Source organism: Enterobacter sp. NFIX59 (assembly GCF_900113755.1).
GTDB classification, from domain to species: Bacteria; Pseudomonadota; Gammaproteobacteria; order Enterobacterales; family Enterobacteriaceae; genus Enterobacter; species Enterobacter pseudoroggenkampii.
In genome coordinates, this window is sequence record NZ_FOQN01000007.1 from 42,756 (window position 1) to 61,871 (window position 19,116).

Here is a 19,116-nt window from a genome sequence, read left to right on the forward strand (position 1 = left end):
GTGAAGATCTGCTTAGTGGATGAAACAGGCGCCGGAGACGGCGCCTTATCTGTTCTGGCCGCCCGCTGGGGGCTGGAGCACGATGATGAAAACCCGATGGCGCTGGTGATGACGACAGCACATCTTGAATTACGCAAGCGCGACGAACCGAAGCTCGGCGGGATTTTTGTCGATTTTGTCGGCGGGGCGATGGCGCACCGGCGCAAGTTCGGCGGCGGTCGCGGCGAAGCGGTGGCTAAAGCGGTTGGGATTAAAGGAAGCTACCTCCCGGACGTGGTCGATGCCACGGCGGGGCTGGGGCGTGATGCCTTTGTGCTGGCGTCTGTCGGCTGTCGGGTGCGGATGCTGGAACGTAACCCGGTGGTGGCGGCCCTGCTCGACGACGGTCTGAGCCGTGGCTACGCGGACCCGGAAATCGGCCCGTGGTTGCAGGAGCGTTTGCAGCTGATTCATGCCTCGAGCCTGACGGCGCTGACCGATATCACCCCGCGCCCGCAGGTGGTCTATCTCGACCCGATGTTCCCGCACAAGCAGAAAAGCGCGCTGGTGAAGAAAGAGATGCGGGTGTTTCAGTCGCTGGTGGGACCTGATTTGGACGCGGATGGCCTGTTGGAGCCGGCTCGTCAGCTGGCGACGAAGCGGGTGGTGGTGAAACGCCCTGACTATGCGCCGCCCCTGGCGGACGTTGCCACGACCAACGCGGTGACCACCAAAGGGCACCGGTTTGATATCTACTCAGGTACGCCGGAATAAAAAAAGCCGGGTGGCGGCTTCGCCTTACCCGGCCTACGTCCTCGATCTATCCCCTCTCCCTGTGGGAGAGGGTTAGGGTGAGGGGAATTTAACGCACTTACTCGTCTTCTTCGTCACGCAGTGGAACAATCAGCATATCCACGTGAACGGTGTTAATCAGCTGGCGCGCGGAAGACATCAGCTTGCTCCAGAAGTCCTGATGGTGACCGCACACCACCAGGTCCATGTCATATTTCTTGATCGCATCAACCAGTACCTGGCCCAGGTCGCCGCTGCCGCTCAGGGTTTCGGTAATCGGGTAGCCTGCGTTAGTGGACAGTTCGCTCAGGGCGTGGTGCGTCTCTTCGGAGATACGCTTTTGCATATCGCCCAGATTGACGTCGATCAGACCGGTGTAGAGGTCGGAGTAATTCACATCAACGTGAATCAGCGAAACTTTCGCGTTGTAGGGACGTGCCATGGATACCGCTTTATCAACCAGCACTTTGCTCTCCGGGGAGAGGTCTACCGCGATGAGAATGTGTTTGTAAGCCATAGTGTTACTCCTTCCTTAAGTTATCGATGACTAAATGGGAAAGCCGTCGTCTGATGCTTTCATTACGGCCCAGTTAAACATATTTTTCAAGCTTTGGTGTTGATAACGATTAACCTTGTGGCAAAAAAATTAACGGATCTCCTACACTATTAAATGAGCCGTTCGGATATTAAAACGCGAACCGGATCGACTTTTGGTCATTCTTTCACTGAACTGTCTGTCAGGGCATTGGGGTGCGGTAGCTCAGAAGCCTTGCTTCGTGGGCGGACGCCGGGGAGGATGTATGATTAGCACCGTCGCATTGTTTTGGGCGTTATGCGTAGTTTGCATAGTGAATATGGCGCGCTACTTCTCATCGTTACGTGCGCTGTTAGTGGTACTTCGTGGTTGCGATCCGTTGCTTTATCAGTATGTGGACGGTGGAGGGTTCTTCACCTCGCATGGGCAGCCCAGCAAACAGATGCGTCTGGTGGGATATATCTACTATCAGCGCTACCGCGATCATCACGATGAAGAGTTTATCCGTCGCTGCGAGCGCCTGCGTCGTCAGTTCATTTTAACCAGCGCCCTGTGTGGCCTGGTCGTGGTCAGCATGATTGCATTGATGATTTGGCACTGAGCATCACAGCAGGCGGGGTCAGCCCCGCCTTCTTTCCTCTGGCTCAGGGCTTAACCGTGAACCGGAGATCGGAGATATCGCTCTCAATCGAAATAACCTTCCCGCTATAGGCGATATTAACGTCTCCGTTTGTATCAATGCTGGCCGCAGTGATTGTACCCGTACCTTCAATGACAGGATGCTTCATTGCCAACTGATGGATAATGTCGATGTCTTTCCCTGTTATCTTTTCCGAGAGATAGTAACGGTAGATTGTCGGTACGGTGGCGCCACCCTGATTGTTCACGGTCATATAGAGCCAGACGCTGTCAGATAATTTATAAACGCGTTGAAGTGCATCGTTATTTCGCTGATTAGGATGGTGGTTTAGCCACACAAATCCAATGACCAGAGCCAGAAGCGAAACCGTAACAAGGCGATGAATCCATTTAGTAGCCGTTTTGAATGGCATAGTCTTTTCCGTCATGGGGGGAACTGAGAATATTCGCGGGGATAATAGTTATTTGTGCAGTAAAAATCTGAACAGATAGTGTTCAGATTTTCCTAATCACAGCAATGGATTAAGTAACACAACAGCCATAAAAAAAGCGGGTCAGTTTCCTGACCCGCTTTTTTGTCGCCTTCAACCGATTAAATCAGCTTCAGCGAAATCCAGTACAGCCCGCCAGACAGCAGGATGGATGCCGGAAGGGTGAATACCCAGGCCATCAGAATGTTGGTTACGGTTTTGCGCTGCAGACCGCCACCGTCAACAATCATGGTACCTGCCACGGACGAAGAGAGTACGTGGGTGGTGGATACCGGCATACCGGTGTAGCTCGCCAGACCGATAGACACCGCCGCCGTCATCTGCGCGGACATACCCTGCGCATAGGTCATGCCTTTCTTACCGATCTTCTCGCCGATGGTGGTCGCCACACGGCGCCAGCCAATCATCGTACCGATACCGAGCGCCAGTGCGACCGCCATGATGATCCAGATTGGCGCGTACTCAATGGTGTTGAGCATATCGCCTTTCAGTTTCTTCAGGAGACGCTGGTCGTCAGCATTCACGTCAGGCAGCTTCGCCACTTTATCCGTCACATCAGAGATGCACAGCATAATGCGACGCAGCTGACCACGCTGCTCAACGGTCAGTTTGTCATAACTTTCGATATTGCCCAGCATGCCTTTGGCACGTTCCAGCGCGTTAATCGCGTTTGCCGGATGGCAATGGAACTCACCTGGTGCAGTCGTGGCCCCGGCTTCCGGAGACGGAATCAGCTGGTCAACGCCGGTCGCTTTTTTCAGCAGCTCAGGGTGCTGCTGGAAATAGGTTTCAACGTTGTTGACCGCATCACGGGTCCGGGTGATTTCGTAGCCGGAGGCGTTCATATTAACCACGAAGCCTGCCGGTGCGACGCCGATCAGTACCAGCATCACCAGACCAATGCCTTTCTGACCATCGTTCGCGCCGTGTGAGAAAGCTACGCCGATAGCGGAAATGATCAGGGCGATACGCGTCCAGAATGGCGGCTTTTTCTTGCCGTCTTTCTTTTCACGCTCTGCTGGCGTCAGGTGAATACGGGAGCGTTTTTTAGTATTGCTCCAGTAACGACGCAGGATGAAGATCAGCCCGCCTGCCACCACCAGACCCACGATTGGGGAGACGATGAGAGAAGCGAAAATCCCCAGTACTTTCGGGATATTTAACGCATCAACAACCGATGTACCGGTCATGAGGGCGTTGGTTAACCCGATACCGATAATCGCGCCGATGAGTGTGTGAGAACTGGATGCAGGCAGGCCGAAATACCAGGTACCGAGGTTCCAGATAATTGCAGCAAGCAGCATTGAGAACACCATAGCGAGGCCATGGCCAGAACTTACGTTAAGCAGCAGATCCGTTGGTAGCATATGCACAATGGCATACGCAACGCTCAGTCCGCCCAGGAGGACACCAAAAAAGTTAAATACCGCCGCCATAACAACCGCAAGCTGCGATCGCATTGCGCGAGTGTAGATAACCGTCGCTACTGCGTTTGCAGTGTCGTGGAAGCCGTTGATCGCTTCGTAAAACAGTACAAAAACCAGAGCAAGCAATAGTAAAAGCCCGGTATGTAAATCCAGGCCGGCAAACAAATGTAGCATAGGACGTTACGCCATTTTGAGGACATGAACGCGGCGCATTATCCAGGACAAATGCGCAACGGGCAAAGTGAAATATAGACTTTTTTTGACATACCACCTGATTTGAGAAAAGTGCCTGAAAGGATATTCTTTAAATTTCAAGGGAATGGCTTTGTAATATCTTTTTACGCTGGTGTGACCACAGAGGAAACTTTACAATCCGCGGCAGTTAACAATGAGGGTTTTGACGTGGAAAGGTTTGATGCCGTGGTAATTGGCGCCGGTGCGGCGGGTATGTTTTGTGCGGCGATGGCCGGACAGGCGGGTCGTCGCGTGCTGCTGCTGGATAACGGTAAAAAGCCAGGCCGTAAGATCCTGATGTCCGGCGGCGGGCGCTGCAACTTTACTAACCTGTATGTTGAACCCGCGGCCTATTTGAGCCAAAACCGTCATTTTTGTAAATCTGCGCTGGCGCGTTATACCCAGTGGGATTTTATCGACCTGGTCGGTAAGCACGGTATCGCATGGCATGAGAAGACGCTGGGCCAGCTGTTCTGCGACGACTCCGCGCAGCAGATTGTCGATATGCTGGTGGCCGAGTGCGAGAAGGGCGGCGTCGTCATGCGCCTGCGCACGGAAGTGCTGGAAGTCGCCCGCGACGACCAGGGCTATACGCTGCAGCTCAACGGTGAAACCGTCAGCGCAGATAGCCTGGTGATCGCCAGCGGCGGCCTCTCCATGCCGGGTCTGGGCGCTTCCCCGTTTGGCTATAAGATTGCCGAACAGTTTGGCCTGAAAGTCTTGCCCACGCGCGCCGGGCTGGTGCCGTTCACGCTGCATAAACCGCTTCTCGAACAGCTTCAGACGCTGTCTGGTGTGTCTGTTCCCTCCGTCATTACCGCCGAAGACGGGACGGTGTTCCGTGAAAATCTGCTCTTTACCCATCGCGGCCTCTCCGGCCCGGCGGTACTGCAAATCTCCAGCTACTGGCAGCCGGGGGAATTCGTCACGGTTAACCTGCTCCCGGACTGCGATCTCGACGCGTTCCTTAACGAGCAGCGTACCGCGCACCCGAATCAAAGCCTGAAAAACACGCTGGCAATGCAGCTGCCGAAGCGTCTGGTGGAGTGTTTGCAGGTGCTGGGGCAGATCCCGGATGTGTCGCTCAAGCAGCTTAACAGCCGCGAGCAGGAGATGCTCGTAGAGACCCTGACAAACTGGCGCGTGCAGCCAAACGGCACGGAAGGCTACCGTACGGCGGAAGTGACGCTGGGCGGGGTCGACACGAATGAGCTCTCTTCCCGCACCATGGAAGCGCGCAACGTGCCGGGGCTCTATTTTATTGGCGAAGTGATGGATGTGACCGGCTGGCTCGGCGGGTACAACTTCCAGTGGGCATGGGCAAGTGCCTGGGCGTGTGCTCAGGCGCTGGTAGAGAAATAATCACGCAACGCAATTATTGCACCAACTTTTCCTCCCCCTTCGACTAAGCTTCGACCAGGTGCCCCGCTGCGTTCGCGGGGCCGTACTCCTTTTGGTCAGAGCACGCATCATGCAGCTACTCAGCATTATTATTTTGCTTACCCTCACCGTGGTGATTCATTCGCTGTGGATGTTTGGCGTTTTAAAATTCATAACGTTAGAAGTCGATTCTGCGGTACGCATTGTTTTACGCAATGTCGGTATCGTCATCTCCATGATCTTCGCCCATCTTCTTGAAGCCGGACTGTTTGCTGCATTTTATTCTGTCATCGACGCGTTTAATGACTGGAATACCAGCTTCTACTTTTCGCTGGTGAGCTATGCGACGGTAGGGTACGGCGACGTCACGTTACCCCAGCACTGGCGGCTCATCGGCGGGGTGGAAGGGCTGGTAGGCGCGTTGATGGTGGGCTGGTCCGTGGCGGTTCTGGTGGCAGTGCTGCAGCGTTTGCGCGGCATGAGCACCTAAACGGCAGATGCACGATCCCCGTCGGGTAAGGTAAAGTACCCCTCCTTGCGCGGCCAAAAGGCTGCGATTTTGAGGGCGAAGAGGCTGATTAACGGCCCGCCCTTTTCTGTTCCTGGTTTACGCCAGTTTGCATGGTGTTGTGTTTTGTCTGCCAAAAGGGTTTTGTATGTCTGCTGCTCATCTCGGTTTCCCGACGGAAACCGTTGTTGTCTTTGTGGTGATGGCCGTTGGGGCGATGTTTATCGACCTCTTTATGCACCGTCACGATAAACCTGTCTCGCTGAAAAGCGCGGCGATGTGGTCCATTTTCTGGGTCATGATGGCGATGGCCTTCGCCGGATTCCTGTATGTTCACCACGGCGCCGAGATGGCGAGCCTGTTCCTCACCGGCTATGCGCTGGAAGAGGTGCTCTCCGTCGATAACCTGTTTGTGATGATGGCGATCTTCGCCTGGTTCGGCGTGCCGGATAAGTACCGTCACCGTGTGCTCTACTGGGGCGTGCTGGGGGCGATTGTCTTCCGCGGCATCTTTGTAGCTATCGGCACCAGCCTGTTAAGCCTGGGGCCGTACGTTGAGGTGATTTTCGCGCTGGTCGTTGGCTGGACGGCGGTGATGATGCTCAGACGTAATGAAGAGAGCGACGAAGTGGAAGATTACTCGGGTCATCTCGCCTATCGCCTGGTGAAGCGCTTCTATCCGGTCTGGCCGAAAATCAGCAGCAATGCCTTTATTCTGACGCAGAAAGAGGTGGATGCGGAGCTGGAGAAGCCGGAAAACCAGGACGTGATGGTCGGCCGCGTGAAGAAGGCGAAGCGCTATGCGACCCCGCTGTTGCTTTGCGTGGCCGTCGTTGAGCTCTCTGACGTGATGTTCGCGTTTGACTCCGTGCCGGCCATTATTGCCGTGAGCCGCGAACCGCTGATTATCTACAGCGCCATGATGTTCGCCATTCTTGGCCTGCGTACGCTCTACTTCGTGCTGGAAGCGCTGAAGCAGTACCTGGTACACCTCGAGAAAGCCGTGGTGCTGCTGCTGTTCTTCGTGGCGTTCAAGCTGGGGTTAAATGCCACCGACCACTTCTGGCATCATGGTTACAGCATTGGCGCGACGGCCAGCCTGTTTGTTGTATTAGGCGTGCTGGCGCTGGGGATTATTGCGAGCGTGATGTTCCCGGGAAAACGTGAGGCCTGATGTACCGCTTTTCTCCCTCTCCCCGTGGGAGAGGGCCGGGGTGAGGGCACCAGAGCGCACCTAACCCTTAATCGGTGAATTCCGGCGCTTGCGCGGGTGATGGAAGTGCCGCCAGTGCGGATCCTGCGCCGCCGCCAGCAGCTCGTGGTCGCCGCGGGTGTCTCCCCAGGCGCGCAGGTGATAGGCGTTCAGATCGCCATACACTTTTTCCAGCCTTGCCACCTTCTGGGCGCAGCGGCAGTTGTGGCCCGTGATGCGCCCCGTCAGCTTGCCATCTTTCACTTCCAGCTGCGTGCCAATCAGCTTAATGCCCAGTTTGTCAGCCCACGGCTGAAGCACCAGCGCCGGAGAGGCGGAACAGATGGTCACCTCCGCACCGGAATTCACCTCAGCCGCCACCGCCAGAACCCCTTCGGGACGCATCAGCTTGTCCCAGTATTTTTCGCAAAAGGCTTCCGCCTGCTGGCGCAACCAGTGTTCATCCACGCCCGTCAGGAACGTTTTGATCAGCACTTCCTTTAGCTCATCGCGCGTCAGCTTACGACGCACGCAGTGGAGCGTGGGCAGCGCCATACGCACCAGACGACCCGCGAAGTAACGTTTCCCGAAGGCAAAGCGCAGGAAAGGAATAAAGCTGTCGTGGTGCGTTAATGTCCCATCAAAGTCAAAGACAGAGAGCACGCTGGATTTCGCCACCGTCTCGTCGGCAATCATATTGGTCATAAATACGTCTTAGCTGAAATACACATTCTGCGGATCAGTTTACCTGCTTTAGCTGGACAGTCCTTATACCACCACCATTTTTTTCTCCATCTTGCGATCTCAAAGTGAGTCCATTTTTGGTCTCGATAAGGATTGGTGAAAAAAAGAGCTGCCTATATTATCGCCACATCGCACGATATTTCGGGGAACCATTGGGTCCCACAGGTAAGGAAAAACTCACTCACTACGTCTTTCTTGATATGACTCTTAGATCGTTTATTTCAATCCTTACTTTAAGTTTTGCATCGTTTTCTGCATTCAGTTTTCAACTTCCCGCGTCGATGTTATCGATGAACCATGAACTGGCAGTATCGCCAGCGAAATCTGCCCTGAAGCATCAGGCAACGGATCCGCTGCGCTAGCGTATTCTCGATCCATACCAGAAAGGGGAAATCACCCGGTAACCGCGGGGCGGAATCACGCATTGCGGCGCGCAGATTGCTCCATTCCGCCCGACGTGTTGCGGCAAGTGATGCCTGACAACATTAAATAATGTCATCCACGACGCCGCCATCGACGCGTAACGCTGCGCCGGAGGTGGCGGAAGCCTGGGGCGAACAGACATAAATCACCATATTGGCCACCTCTTCAACCGTGGCCGCGCGCTGGATCACCGAGCTGGGGCGGTTGGCCATCACAAACTCTTTCGCCAGCTGCTCCAGCGATTTGCCGGTTTTTTCGATTTCATCTTTCATCATCTCTGCGAAACCGTCAGACATCGTCGGGCCTGGCAGTACGCTGTTGACCGTCACGCCGCTCCCTGCCACGAACTTCGCCAGCCCGCGCGCCAGCGAGAGCTGTGCCGTTTTGGTCACGCCGTAGTGGATCATATCCGCCGGGATATTGCAGGCCGACTCGGAGGAGATAAACACCACGCGTCCCCAGCCTTTCTGCACCATGCCCGGCAGCAGGGCGCGGGACAGACGCACGCCGGACATCACGTTGGTCTGCCAGTAACGCTCCCAGGTTTCATCGTCGGTGGCATAGAAATCCTGCGGGCCGTAAATCCCGGCGTTGTTAACCAGAATATCGACGTTATTCGCCACCTTCAGCAGCGACTCGACCCCTTCCGCCGTGCTGAGATCGGCAATCGCGGCGCGCACCTGTACGCCCGGCACCACCTGCTGCAGCTGCTGAATGCCTTTGTTCACCGATTCCGTGCTGCGGCCATTGACGATCACCTCGGCACCGCTTTCTGCCAGCCCTCTGGCAATGGCGAACCCGATCCCGCCGGTTGAGGCGGTCACCAGCGCCACTTTCCCCGTAAAGTCGATTTTCATCATCAGCTCCCTATCGTTTTAACGTTCGGAGCTTAAAGCGTAGCAGGTGAGGATGACGGCTCCTGGCTAAAAAGGCGCAGCAGCGTCTCCACCTGCTCATCAAGCGGGGCGAGGGAGCGCTTAACAATCAGGTGAAGCGGCGTTGCTCTGCGCGCACCGTGGCTCAGCGGCAGGCGTTTCAGGACGCCTTGATCCAACTGGGTCTGGATGCGTTCCTCTGGCAGCCAGCCGTAGCCGACCTGAGAGAGGACGGCCTCTATGGCGGCATCGATGGTGGAGAAGGTCCACGACTCACCGGCCGCGCGCGCGGCGGGCTGGCTGTCCGCAATCTGGATAAGCGGCCACGGGCGCAGCATCTCATCATTTAGCGGCGCGTCGAGGTGAAAGAGGGGATGCTGGTGATGGGCCACGGCAACAAAGTCGATATTCATCAGCCATTCGCCGAGCCCGGTAATGTCCTGGCGGCGGGTTAAGATCATCACATCGGCTTCGTCGTTAATGGCGTCGGCGCGGGTGTTTTCCAGCACTTCGGTGAGTCGTACCTGGGTCTGCGGATACTGCTGCTGGAACTGGCGCAGGATGGCGAACAGGCGGCGGCGCGGGAAAATGGAGTCCACCACCAGATCCAACCGCGTGCGCATCCCGTTGCGAAGGGTCGCTGCGCGCGTCTCAACATACGAAAAGGCTTTCAGCAGCGGTTTAACCTGGCTGAGCAGCAGTTCTCCTGCCGGCGTTAACACCGCCCGTCGTCCCTCCGGGACCAGGAGCGCCACGCCCAGCCGCTCCTGTAGCAGCGAAAGGTTATAGCTCACCGAAGACTGGCTGCGGTGCGTTTCTTCCGCCGCTCGGGCAAAGCTGCCCGCTTCGACCACTTTCGCCAGTAAAGACCATTGTTCAAGCGTCGTCTTATGCATAATTTATCTAAAATTTGAATGAATTTGATTAAAACATAGCGTTATTCATTCGTTTTTTGAAGGGGTACGATCGTCTCATCAAAACAAAGGAGACATCTTATGAACACCTTCGACAAACACGACTTAAGCGGCTTCGTTGGCAAACACCTTGTTTATACCTACGATAATGGCTGGAACTACGAGATTTACGTCAAAAATGAGACGACCCTGGATTACCGTATTCACAGCGGTCTTGTGGCAAATCGTTGGGTGAAAGATCAGCAGGCTTACATCGTGCGGGTAGGGGAGAGCATCTATAAAATTTCCTGGACCGAGCCAACCGGTACCGACGTCAGCCTGATTGTGAACCTGGGCGACAAACTGTTCCACGGCACCATCTTCTTCCCGCGCTGGGTCATGAACAACCCGGAAAAAACCGTCTGCTTCCAGAACGACCATATTCCGCTGATGAATAGCTATCGCGATGCGGGGCCAGCGTATCCAACGGAAGTAATTGATGAATTTGCCACGATCACCTTTGTGCGCGACTGCGGCGCAAATAATGAAAGCGTTATCGCCTGCGCCGCCAGCGAATTGCCGAATGATTTTCCTGCTAATCTTAACTAAGCGCGACAGTTGAATGCGCGACAATTGTTATTAATAGAAAGTTCCCGGAGGATGACGGAATTCCCGCCCAAACCTCCGGGATTTTTATTTTGGTTGAGTATTCATTTACTTTTCTTATAATTTTAATGTAAACAAAATGAAATAGTAGAGTAATCGCTGTGAGTCCACACACAAAAAAACAAAAAAATAGTTAGAATCACTATCTTGCTGTTGTAAAACGATTTTCTATCCTATTTTATGTGCTGTTTCCCTTCCGCTCTTCGCCTGTCTTAATTTTTTCCTAAGAAAACGACGCTACTTTTGCTTCAGTTGATGGTTTGTTGACATAACTGTTATAGCGACTTAATTTTATTTGGTCTTTATTTAATAACCATCTTGCATGATCCCATTGAGCTGCCCATTACGACAGCGCAGTAAAAGATGACGCCTTTAATACAGCAAGGAAATTAATAATGAGTGATTTTCTGCCTTTTTCGCGACCGTCGATGGGCGCTGAGGAAATTGCGGCGCTTCAGGACGTTTTGATGTCGGGCTGGATCACCACGGGGCCTAAGAATCAGGAACTTGAAGAGGCATTCTGTCAACTTACCGGGAATCAGCATGCGATTGCCGTCTGTTCAGCCACCGCGGGTATGCACGTCACGCTGATGGCGCTGGATATTGGCCCGGGCGATGAAGTCATTACCCCTTCCCAGACCTGGGTCTCCACGCTGAATATGATCGTGTTGCTGGGTGCCACACCGGTCATGATTGATGTGGACAAAGATACATTAATGGTGACGCCAGAAGCCGTTGAAGCCGCCATTACCCCGCGTACCAAAGCCATTATTCCCGTTCATTATGCCGGCGCGCCGTGTGACATCGACGCTATCCATGCCATCGGTGAACGTCACGGTATTCCGGTTATTGAAGATGCGGCCCATGCCGCCGGAACGTACTACAAGAACCGTCACGTGGGCTGGAAAGGGACGGCGATTTTTTCCTTCCACGCCATTAAAAATATGACCTGCGCGGAAGGCGGCTTAGTCGTCACGGATAATGCCCAACTGGCACAGCGGATCCGCAGTCTGAAATTCCACGGCCTTGGCGTAGACGCCTATGACCGCCAGACGCACGGTCGTGCGCCGCAGGCGGAAGTGATCGCGCCGGGCTATAAATACAACCTGGCGGACATTAATGCCGCGCTGGCGCTGGTGCAGTTAGGTAAACTGAAAGAGGCCAACAGGCGCCGCCAGGAAATCGCTGAACGCTACCTGCGGGAGCTGGCCGATACGCCGTTCCAGCCGCTCACCATTCCGTCATGGCCGCACGTGCACGCCTGGCACCTGTTTATTATTCGCGTTGATGAAGCGCGCTGTGGGATCTCACGCGACAACCTGATGGCGGCGCTGAAAGAGAAAGGCATCGGTACCGGCCTCCACTTCCGCGCGGCGCACACCCAAAAATACTACCGCGAGCGTTTTCCTGAAGTATCGCTCCCGAATTCTGAATGGAATAGCGCGCGTATTTGTTCCCTCCCTCTTTTCCCGGATATGACTCATGACGACACAACCCGTGTCATTACCGCACTCCATCAGCTTGCAGGACATTGATATGTTCAGTGCACCGCCTGTACAAAAAGTTTCCGTGGTCATCCCGGTTTATAACGAGCAGGAGAGCCTGCCCGAACTGATCCGCCGTACAACGGCCGCCTGTGACACGATGGGCAAGGCTTACGAAATTCTGCTGGTGGATGACGGCAGTAGCGATAATTCCGCACTGATGCTGACCGAAGCCGCGCAGGCTGAAGGCAGCCACATTGTGGCCGTGCTGCTCAACCGCAACTACGGCCAGCATTCGGCGATTATGGCGGGGTTTAGCCACGTCACGGGCGATCTGATCATCACCCTGGATGCTGACCTGCAAAACCCACCGGAAGAGATCCCGCGCCTGGTTGCCAAAGCCGATGAAGGCTATGACGTGGTCGGCACGGTACGTCAGAACCGCCAGGACAGCCTGTTCCGTAAGCTGGCGTCACGCACCATTAACCGCCTGATCCAGCGCACCACCGGTAAAGCGATGGGTGACTACGGCTGCATGCTGCGCGCCTACCGCCGCCATATTGTCGACGCCATGCTGCATTGCCATGAGCGCAGCACCTTCATTCCGATTCTGGCGAACACCTTTGCCCGCAAGGCAACGGAAATCCCGGTTCTGCACGCCGAGCGCGAGCACGGGGAATCGAAGTACAGCTTTATGCGTCTCATCAACCTGATGTATGACCTCATCACCTGCCTGACCACCACACCGCTGCGTCTGCTGAGCGTTTTCGGCAGCATCATCGCCGTGGCCGGTTTTGCGCTGTCCGTTCTGCTGGTGGTACTGCGACTGGTCTTTGGCCCGCAGTGGGCGGCGGAAGGGGTCTTCATGCTCTTTGCCGTGCTGTTTATGTTCATCGGCGCCCAGTTTGTCGGGATGGGCCTTCTCGGTGAATACATTGGCCGTATCTATAACGATGTTCGCGCGCGTCCGCGCTACTTTATTCAACGTGTTGTCCGTCAGGAACACAAAGCATCTCAAGAGGAAATTCACCCATGAAAGCTGTTGTATTTGCCTATCACGATATGGGGTGCACGGGCACGCTGGCCCTGCTGGAAGCGGGCTATGACATTGCGGCAATCTTTACCCATCCGGACACCGCCGGAGAGAATAACTTTTTCGGCTCCGTGGCGCGTATCGCCGCCGAGCGTGGGATCCCGGTTTATGCGCCGGACGACGTAAATCACCCGCTGTGGGTGGATCGCATCCGCGCGCTCGCGCCTGACGTGATCTTCTCGTTCTACTATCGCAACCTGCTCTCCGACGAGATCTTAGGCCTGGCTGCAAAAGGTGCCTTTAATCTTCACGGCTCTCTGCTGCCGGCCTACCGTGGCCGCGCCCCGCTGAACTGGGTGCTGGTGAACGGTGAAACGGAAACGGGCGTGACGCTGCACCGCATGGTGCACCGTGCGGATGCGGGCGCTATCGTGGCACAGCAGAAGGTCGCTATTGATGCGGACGAAACTGCGCTGCAGCTGCATCACAAGCTGAACGCGACGGCACAGACGCTGCTGCGTGATGCACTTCCCGCCATCCTCAGCGGCACCTTCAGCGAAACCGCGCAGGATGAGAGCAAGGCAACCAGCTTTGGTCGCCGTACGCCGGAAGATGGTCGTCTGGACTGGAACAAACCGGCCCGCCAGCTGCACAACCTGGTGCGCGCCGTGACCGACCCGTGGCCGGGCGCGTACAGCTTTGCTGGCGTTAGCAAATTTATCGTCTGGAAATCCCGCGTGCGTGACGATATTCCTGCCGCTAAACCGGGCACCGTCGTCTCTGTCTCCCCGCTGATTGTGAGCTGCGGCGAGCAGGCGCTGGAGATCGTCACCGGACAAACCGACAACGGCCTGTACGTTCAGGGCACACAGCTGGCTCAGTCTCTGGGCCTGGTGACCGGAGCGCTGATCACCAGCGCACCGGTTGTAGCCATCAAACGCCGTACCCGCGTGCTTATCCTCGGCGTAAACGGCTTTATCGGTAACCACCTGACCGAGCGTCTGCTCAAAGACGATAACTACGAAATCTACGGTCTGGATATCGGCTCTGATGCGATCAGTCGTTTCCTCGACAACCCGCGTTTCCACTTCGTGGAAGGGGATATCAGCATCCATTCCGAGTGGATCGAATATCACATTAAAAAATGCGACGTGGTGCTGCCGCTGGTCGCCATTGCCACGCCAATCGAGTACACCCGTAACCCGCTTCGCGTGTTCGAGCTGGACTTCGAAGAGAACCTGAAGATCATCCGCGACTGCGTGAAATACGACAAGCGCATCATCTTCCCGTCCACCTCTGAAGTGTACGGCATGTGTACCGATAAGAACTTCGACGAAGACACCTCCAACCTGGTGGTCGGGCCGATCAACAAACAGCGCTGGATCTACTCCGTCTCCAAACAGCTGCTGGACCGCGTGATTTGGGCCTACGGTGAGAAAGAAGGTCTGCGCTTTACCCTGTTCCGTCCGTTCAACTGGATGGGGCCACGTCTGGATAACCTGAACGCGGCGCGTATCGGCAGCTCCCGTGCGATCACCCAGCTGATCCTGAACCTGGTGGAAGGCTCGCCAATTAAGCTTATCGAAGGCGGGAAACAGAAACGCTGCTTTACCGATATCAGCGACGGTATCGAAGCGCTGTTCCGCATTATCGAGAACAAAGATAACCGCTGCAACGGCGAGATCATTAACATCGGTAACCCGGACAACGAAGCGAGCATTCGCGAGCTGGCCGAGATGCTGCTGGCCAGCTTCGAGCGTCATCCGCTGCGCGATAAGTTCCCGCCGTTTGCCGGTTTCCGCGAAGTGGAAAGCAGCAGCTACTACGGTAAAGGGTATCAGGACGTTGAGCACCGTAAGCCAAGCATCCGCAACGCGAAGCGCTGCCTGAACTGGACGCCGACGGTGAAGATGGAGCTGACCATTGATGAGACGCTCGATTTCTTCCTGCGCACCGTGGAGCTGTCGGAACAGGACTCATGAAAAAAGTCGGTTTACGCATTGATGTCGACACCTTCAGGGGAACGCGTGACGGCGTACCCAAACTGCTGGAACTGCTGAGCAAGCACGGTGTGCGTTCCAGCATTTTCTTCAGCGTGGGGCCTGACAACATGGGACGCCATTTATGGCGTCTGGTTAAACCGGCATTTCTGTTCAAAATGCTGCGCTCGCGCGCAGCATCCCTCTACGGCTGGGATATTTTGCTGGCCGGCACCGCCTGGCCCGGCAGACGCATCGGCGCGGGTAATGAAGCGATTATCCGCGAGGCGGCTCAGCATCATGAGATTGGCCTGCATGCCTGGGATCACCATGCCTGGCAAGCCTGGGCTGGCGTCTGGGACATCCCGCGCCTGTCCCGTGAGGTCGAGCGGGGGATGCTGGAGCTGGAGGCCATTACCGGTCAGCCCGTGCGCTGCTCTGCCGTGGCGGGATGGCGTGCGGATCAGCGCGTCGTGAAAGCCAAAGAAGCCTTCGCGTTTCGCTACAACAGCGATTGCCGCGGAACCGGACCCTTTTTGCCGCTGTTAGGCGAAAATCGCTACGGTACGGTGCAAATTCCGGTCACACTTCCCACCTGGGATGAAGTGGTCGGACGCGAGGTAAAGGCGGATGAGTTCAATCGCTACATTCTGGACCGCATTCATCGTGACGCCGGTACGCCGGTGTATACCATCCATGCCGAAGTGGAAGGGATTGCGTATCAACATGATTTCGACGAACTGCTGACCATGGCCGCTCAGGAGGGCATCGAATTCTGCCCGTTGAGCGAGCTGCTGCCAGACGACCTCAGCACCCTGCCCGTGGGCAAAGTCGTACGTAATGAACTGGCTGGCCGGGAAGGCTGGCTTGGCTATCAACAAACCGTGAGTCCGGTCCCATGAAAACAGCCCGTTATGGCTTAGCGCTTCTCGCACTGTTTATCGTTTACTACCTCATTCCTGTCGATGTCCGCCTGCTGTGGCAGCCTGATGAAACGCGCTATGCGGAAATCAGCCGCGAAATGCTGGCCTCCGGAGACTGGGTTGTCCCGCATTTTCTGGGGCTGCGTTACTTTGAAAAGCCGATCGCTGGCTACTGGATCAACAGTATCGGGCAGATGCTGTTCGGGCACACCAACCTCGCCGTGCGCGCCGGTTCCATATTCTCTACAGGGGTAGCGGCGCTGCTGGTCATCTGGATGGCCTGGCGTCTCTGGCGAGATAAGCGGACTGCCATTTTCTCTGGCCTGATCTTCCTGACCCTGTTCCTGGTGTATGGCATCGGCACGTATGCGGTGCTGGATCCTGTCATCACCCTGTGGCTGGTGGCGGCGATGTGCAGCTTCTGGCTGGCCTCACAGGCGCAAACCGTTGCCGGAAAAGCGGGTGGCTATGTGCTGCTCGGGCTGGCCTGCGGGATGGGGGTGATGACCAAAGGCTTCCTGGCGCTGGCGGTACCGGTGATTGGCGTGCTGCCGTGGGTGATCGCCCAGAAGCGCTGGAAAGAGGTGCTGATTTTTGGCTGGCTCGCGATCCTGAGCTGCGTGCTGATTGTTCTGCCATGGGGGCTGGCCATTGCGCAACGTGAGCCTGACTTCTGGCGTTACTTCTTCTGGGTTGAGCATATTCAGCGTTTCGCCCAGAGCGACGCGCAGCACAAAGCCCCGTTCTGGTACTACATACCGTTCCTGATTGCGGGTAGCCTGCCGTGGCTGGCGCTGCTGCCCGGCGCGTTTCGTCTCGGCTGGAATGACCGACAAAACGCGGGTGGCGGGTTCTATCTGCTGGGATGGGTGGTGATGCCGCTGCTGTTCTTCAGCATTGCCAAAGGCAAGCTGCCGACTTACATCCTGCCGTGCTTTGCCCCGCTGGCGATCCTGATGGCGCGCTATGCCTGCCTCGCGGCGGAGAAAGGTGCCAGAGCGTTGCGCATTAACGGCGGGATTAACCTGGCGTTTGGCGTTATCGGCGTGATAGCGGCACTAGTGGTCTCGCCGTGGGGACTGTCTAAGCATCCGGTCTGGACCTCGGTCGAACTGTATAAAGTCTTCTGCGCGGTGGTCGCGTTCCTTATCTGGGCCGCGGTAGGCTGGTTTACGTTCAGGCAGAGTCAGCAGCGCTGGTGGCTGGCGGCACTGTGCCCTGCGGGGCTGGCGCTGCTGATTGGTTTTGCCATTCCTAACCTGGTGGTGGATTCCAAACAGCCGCAGTCGCTGGTCGACACCGTGCGCGAGCCGCTTCAGGACAGCCGATTTGTTCTGGCCAATAACGTGGGCGTGGCCGCTGGCCTGGCGTGGGAGCTGAAGCGCAATGACATCACGCTGTTTGGTCAGAGCGGCGAGCTGCGTTACGGGCTGGATTATCCTGATGTGAAAGATCGTTTTGTCGGTAGAGATGACTTCGCGCAGTGGCTGGCAGAGCACCGTCAGCAGGGACGCGTATCGCTGGTTATCCTGCTGTCAAAACGCGATGACCTTTCGCGGGCTAATCTGCCAGAACCGGATAGCCTGTATATCCAGGGCCGTCTGGCCTACCTGCAGTATCTGCCGAAGTGATGACCTGGATCTGGCTGATACTGGCAAGCCTGCTCAGCTGCGCGGGACAACTGTGTCAGAAACAAGCCACCCGTCCGGCGAAAGCCGGGCGGCGTGGGGCGCATATTGCGCTGTGGCTTGGCCTGGCCCTGCTGGCGCTGGGCAGCGGGATGCTGGTCTGGCTGGTGGTGCTGCAACGCCTGCCTGTCGGCATTGCCTACCCTATGCTGAGCCTCAATTTTGTCTGGGTGACGCTGGCGGCGAAGGTATTCTGGCGTGAAACCGTCGCGTTGCATCACTGGCTGGGGGTGGGGTTGATCATCGTTGGGATTGTTATCCTGGGAGGGAGCCTGTGAAAGGAGCGTTTTGGGCCTTATGCAGCGTGCTGTTAGTCAGCGCCGCGCAGCTGTTGCTGCGAGACGCCATGCTGGCACTGCCACCGGTCAGCGATGTTCTGGCGCTGATTTCCGCGCTGTGGCACTTCTCATCCGGCACGGGCGCGCTGCTGCTGGGGTTGATGGGGTATGTGGCCTCTATGGGCTGCTGGTATCTGGCGCTGCATCGTATGGCGCTCAGCAAAGCCTATGCCTTGCTGAGCCTCAGTTATATTCTGGTGTGGGGCGCCGCGATCCTGCTGCCGGGCTGGGAGGAGCATTTCTCCTGGCACGGGCTGGCGGGGGTCGGGTTTATTATTCTGGGTGTGTTAGTGATTTTTCTGCCCCGAACGTCCCAACGTGAATAATCGACTCGTTGGTCAGGGTATAAGGGGTCGATGTGCAGACGGCAAGGCTCAGCGAGCCGACCTGTAGCTGACTGACCGCGTGTGTCTGCGCAGTGCTGTCGATGCTGACAATCTGCCAGGCACTGCCGCCACGCTGTTTCACAATCGCTTCTTTCCGTGTCCAGATACGCCAGAACGCAGAAAGCCGTTCCTCGGGCGCTTCACGCTCCAGCTCATCATGCTCCGTCACGCTGAATACCGCATTAGCCAGCGCCTGCCAGTTCTTCCTTGGACGAATCACTTCGATATCACAGCCGACTTCGCCTTCATCGCTCATCAGTAAGGCGATATCGTCACCGCTGTGGCTCAGGTTGAACCACAGTGGATGACCCTTCGCAAAGGCTGGTTTCCCCTGCTCACCGTAAATGATGTCGGGGAGCGGGTGAGGAGATAACGTTCTGGCGAGCAGCGTCCTCCCGGCCAGCCAGGAGGCATGTCGGGCGCCCTGAGGTGCCCTGTGTGCGAGCGTTGACGCCAGCGGGTCCGCGCTAAGGGTGGAGATCTTTCCCAGTACAAACTGGTACATAG

20 protein-coding genes are annotated in these 19,116 nt (G+C 56.2%); 13 read left to right on the forward strand and 7 right to left on the reverse strand.

The genetic code is table 11. The annotated features are described in order from the left end of the window. Nucleotides 1–753, forward strand: a complete 753-nt coding sequence (rsmJ, locus tag BM007_RS19690; RefSeq protein ID WP_024908847.1) for a 16S rRNA (guanine(1516)-N(2))-methyltransferase RsmJ — start codon at nt 1–3, stop codon at nt 751–753. 97 nt (nt 754–850) lie between these two features. On the opposite strand, the gene uspA is transcribed toward rsmJ, so the two are convergent. Then, complete coding sequence (uspA, locus tag BM007_RS19695; protein ID WP_003861223.1) at nt 851–1,288, reverse strand: universal stress protein UspA; 438 nt, start codon at nt 1,286–1,288, stop codon at nt 851–853. A 283-nt stretch (nt 1,289–1,571) separates the two neighbouring features. On the opposite strand from uspA, the gene uspB reads away from it, so the two are divergent. Next, nucleotides 1,572–1,907: a universal stress protein UspB gene (uspB, locus tag BM007_RS19700; RefSeq protein ID WP_003861224.1), complete on the forward strand. Its 336-nt coding sequence runs from the start codon at nt 1,572–1,574 to the stop codon at nt 1,905–1,907. A gap of 43 nt (nt 1,908–1,950) precedes the next feature. Here uspB and BM007_RS19705 read toward each other — a convergent pair whose 3' ends face one another. After that, nucleotides 1,951–2,358, reverse strand: a complete 408-nt coding sequence (locus tag BM007_RS19705) for a hypothetical protein (protein WP_090420533.1) — start codon at nt 2,356–2,358, stop codon at nt 1,951–1,953. Nucleotides 2,359–2,537: 179 nt separating this feature from the next. Beyond that, nucleotides 2,538–4,037 carry an inorganic phosphate transporter PitA gene (gene pitA, locus BM007_RS19710; RefSeq protein WP_008503116.1) on the reverse strand — a complete coding sequence of 500 codons (1,500 nt, stop codon included), beginning with the start codon at nt 4,035–4,037 and terminating at the stop codon, nt 2,538–2,540. 228 nt (nt 4,038–4,265) lie between these two features. On the opposite strand from pitA, the gene BM007_RS19715 reads away from it, so the two are divergent. From BM007_RS19715 to BM007_RS19725, 3 genes are all read left to right on the forward strand, one after another. Beyond that, on the forward strand, nt 4,266–5,459 hold the full coding sequence (locus tag BM007_RS19715) for a BaiN/RdsA family NAD(P)/FAD-dependent oxidoreductase (protein WP_090420692.1): 1,194 nt from the start codon (nt 4,266–4,268) through the stop codon (nt 5,457–5,459). A gap of 109 nt (nt 5,460–5,568) precedes the next feature. Continuing rightward, complete coding sequence (locus tag BM007_RS19720) at nt 5,569–5,967, forward strand: potassium channel family protein (protein ID WP_090420536.1); 399 nt, start codon at nt 5,569–5,571, stop codon at nt 5,965–5,967. A gap of 166 nt (nt 5,968–6,133) precedes the next feature. Continuing rightward, nucleotides 6,134–7,159, forward strand: coding sequence for a TerC/Alx family metal homeostasis membrane protein (locus BM007_RS19725; protein ID WP_024908851.1), 1,026 nt, complete (start codon nt 6,134–6,136; stop codon nt 7,157–7,159). Between the two features lie 60 nt (nt 7,160–7,219). Here the strand turns inward: BM007_RS19725 and BM007_RS19730 are convergent, their stop codons facing one another. From BM007_RS19730 to BM007_RS19745, 3 genes are all read right to left on the reverse strand, one after another. Next, the gene (locus BM007_RS19730) at nt 7,220–7,882 is read right to left on the reverse strand and encodes an HAD family hydrolase (RefSeq protein WP_090420539.1); all 663 of its coding nucleotides are present in this window, start codon (nt 7,880–7,882) and stop codon (nt 7,220–7,222) included. Nucleotides 7,883–8,406: 524 nt separating this feature from the next. Continuing rightward, nucleotides 8,407–9,201, reverse strand: a complete 795-nt coding sequence (locus BM007_RS19740) for an SDR family NAD(P)-dependent oxidoreductase (protein WP_021242161.1) — start codon at nt 9,199–9,201, stop codon at nt 8,407–8,409. Nucleotides 9,202–9,233: 32 nt separating this feature from the next. Continuing rightward, nucleotides 9,234–10,115: a LysR family transcriptional regulator gene (locus BM007_RS19745; protein WP_090420542.1), complete on the reverse strand. Its 882-nt coding sequence runs from the start codon at nt 10,113–10,115 to the stop codon at nt 9,234–9,236. Between the two features lie 99 nt (nt 10,116–10,214). Between BM007_RS19745 and BM007_RS19750 the strand changes: the two genes are divergently transcribed. The 8 genes from BM007_RS19750 (at nt 10,215) to arnF (ending at nt 18,549) form a co-directional block, all read left to right on the forward strand. Further along, nucleotides 10,215–10,721: a phenolic acid decarboxylase gene (locus tag BM007_RS19750; RefSeq protein ID WP_024908855.1), complete on the forward strand. Its 507-nt coding sequence runs from the start codon at nt 10,215–10,217 to the stop codon at nt 10,719–10,721. 452 nt (nt 10,722–11,173) lie between these two features. Next, on the forward strand, nt 11,174–12,313 hold the full coding sequence (gene arnB / locus BM007_RS19755) for a UDP-4-amino-4-deoxy-L-arabinose aminotransferase (protein ID WP_090420545.1): 1,140 nt from the start codon (nt 11,174–11,176) through the stop codon (nt 12,311–12,313). A 1-nt stretch (nt 12,314) separates the two neighbouring features. Continuing rightward, entirely contained in the window at nt 12,315–13,298 is a 984-nt protein-coding gene (gene arnC, locus BM007_RS19760) for an undecaprenyl-phosphate 4-deoxy-4-formamido-L-arabinose transferase (RefSeq protein ID WP_023333737.1), read from the forward strand. Beyond that, on the forward strand, nt 13,295–15,277 hold the full coding sequence (gene arnA / locus BM007_RS19765; protein WP_090420547.1) for a bifunctional UDP-4-amino-4-deoxy-L-arabinose formyltransferase/UDP-glucuronic acid oxidase ArnA: 1,983 nt from the start codon (nt 13,295–13,297) through the stop codon (nt 15,275–15,277). The genes arnC and arnA overlap by 4 nt, the downstream gene beginning before the upstream one ends. Continuing rightward, entirely contained in the window at nt 15,274–16,176 is a 903-nt protein-coding gene (arnD, locus tag BM007_RS19770) for a 4-deoxy-4-formamido-L-arabinose-phosphoundecaprenol deformylase (protein WP_024908858.1), read from the forward strand. Before arnA ends, arnD begins: the two co-directional genes overlap by 4 nt. Continuing rightward, a complete protein-coding gene (arnT, locus tag BM007_RS19775) occupies nt 16,173–17,828 on the forward strand; it encodes a lipid IV(A) 4-amino-4-deoxy-L-arabinosyltransferase (RefSeq protein WP_090420550.1) in 1,656 nt (551 codons plus the stop codon). Before arnD ends, arnT begins: the two co-directional genes overlap by 4 nt. Continuing rightward, nucleotides 17,828–18,163, forward strand: coding sequence for a 4-amino-4-deoxy-L-arabinose-phosphoundecaprenol flippase subunit ArnE (gene arnE / locus BM007_RS19780; protein WP_032645411.1), 336 nt, complete (start codon nt 17,828–17,830; stop codon nt 18,161–18,163). The genes arnT and arnE overlap by 1 nt, the downstream gene beginning before the upstream one ends. Continuing rightward, the gene (gene arnF, locus BM007_RS19785) at nt 18,160–18,549 is read left to right on the forward strand and encodes a 4-amino-4-deoxy-L-arabinose-phosphoundecaprenol flippase subunit ArnF (RefSeq protein WP_090420553.1); all 390 of its coding nucleotides are present in this window, start codon (nt 18,160–18,162) and stop codon (nt 18,547–18,549) included. Before arnE ends, arnF begins: the two co-directional genes overlap by 4 nt. Here arnF and acpT read toward each other — a convergent pair. After that, nucleotides 18,497–19,114, reverse strand: coding sequence for a 4'-phosphopantetheinyl transferase AcpT (acpT, locus tag BM007_RS19790; RefSeq protein WP_024908862.1), 618 nt, complete (start codon nt 19,112–19,114; stop codon nt 18,497–18,499). The genes arnF and acpT overlap by 53 nt on opposite strands. Nucleotides 19,115–19,116: the final 2 nt, after the last annotated feature.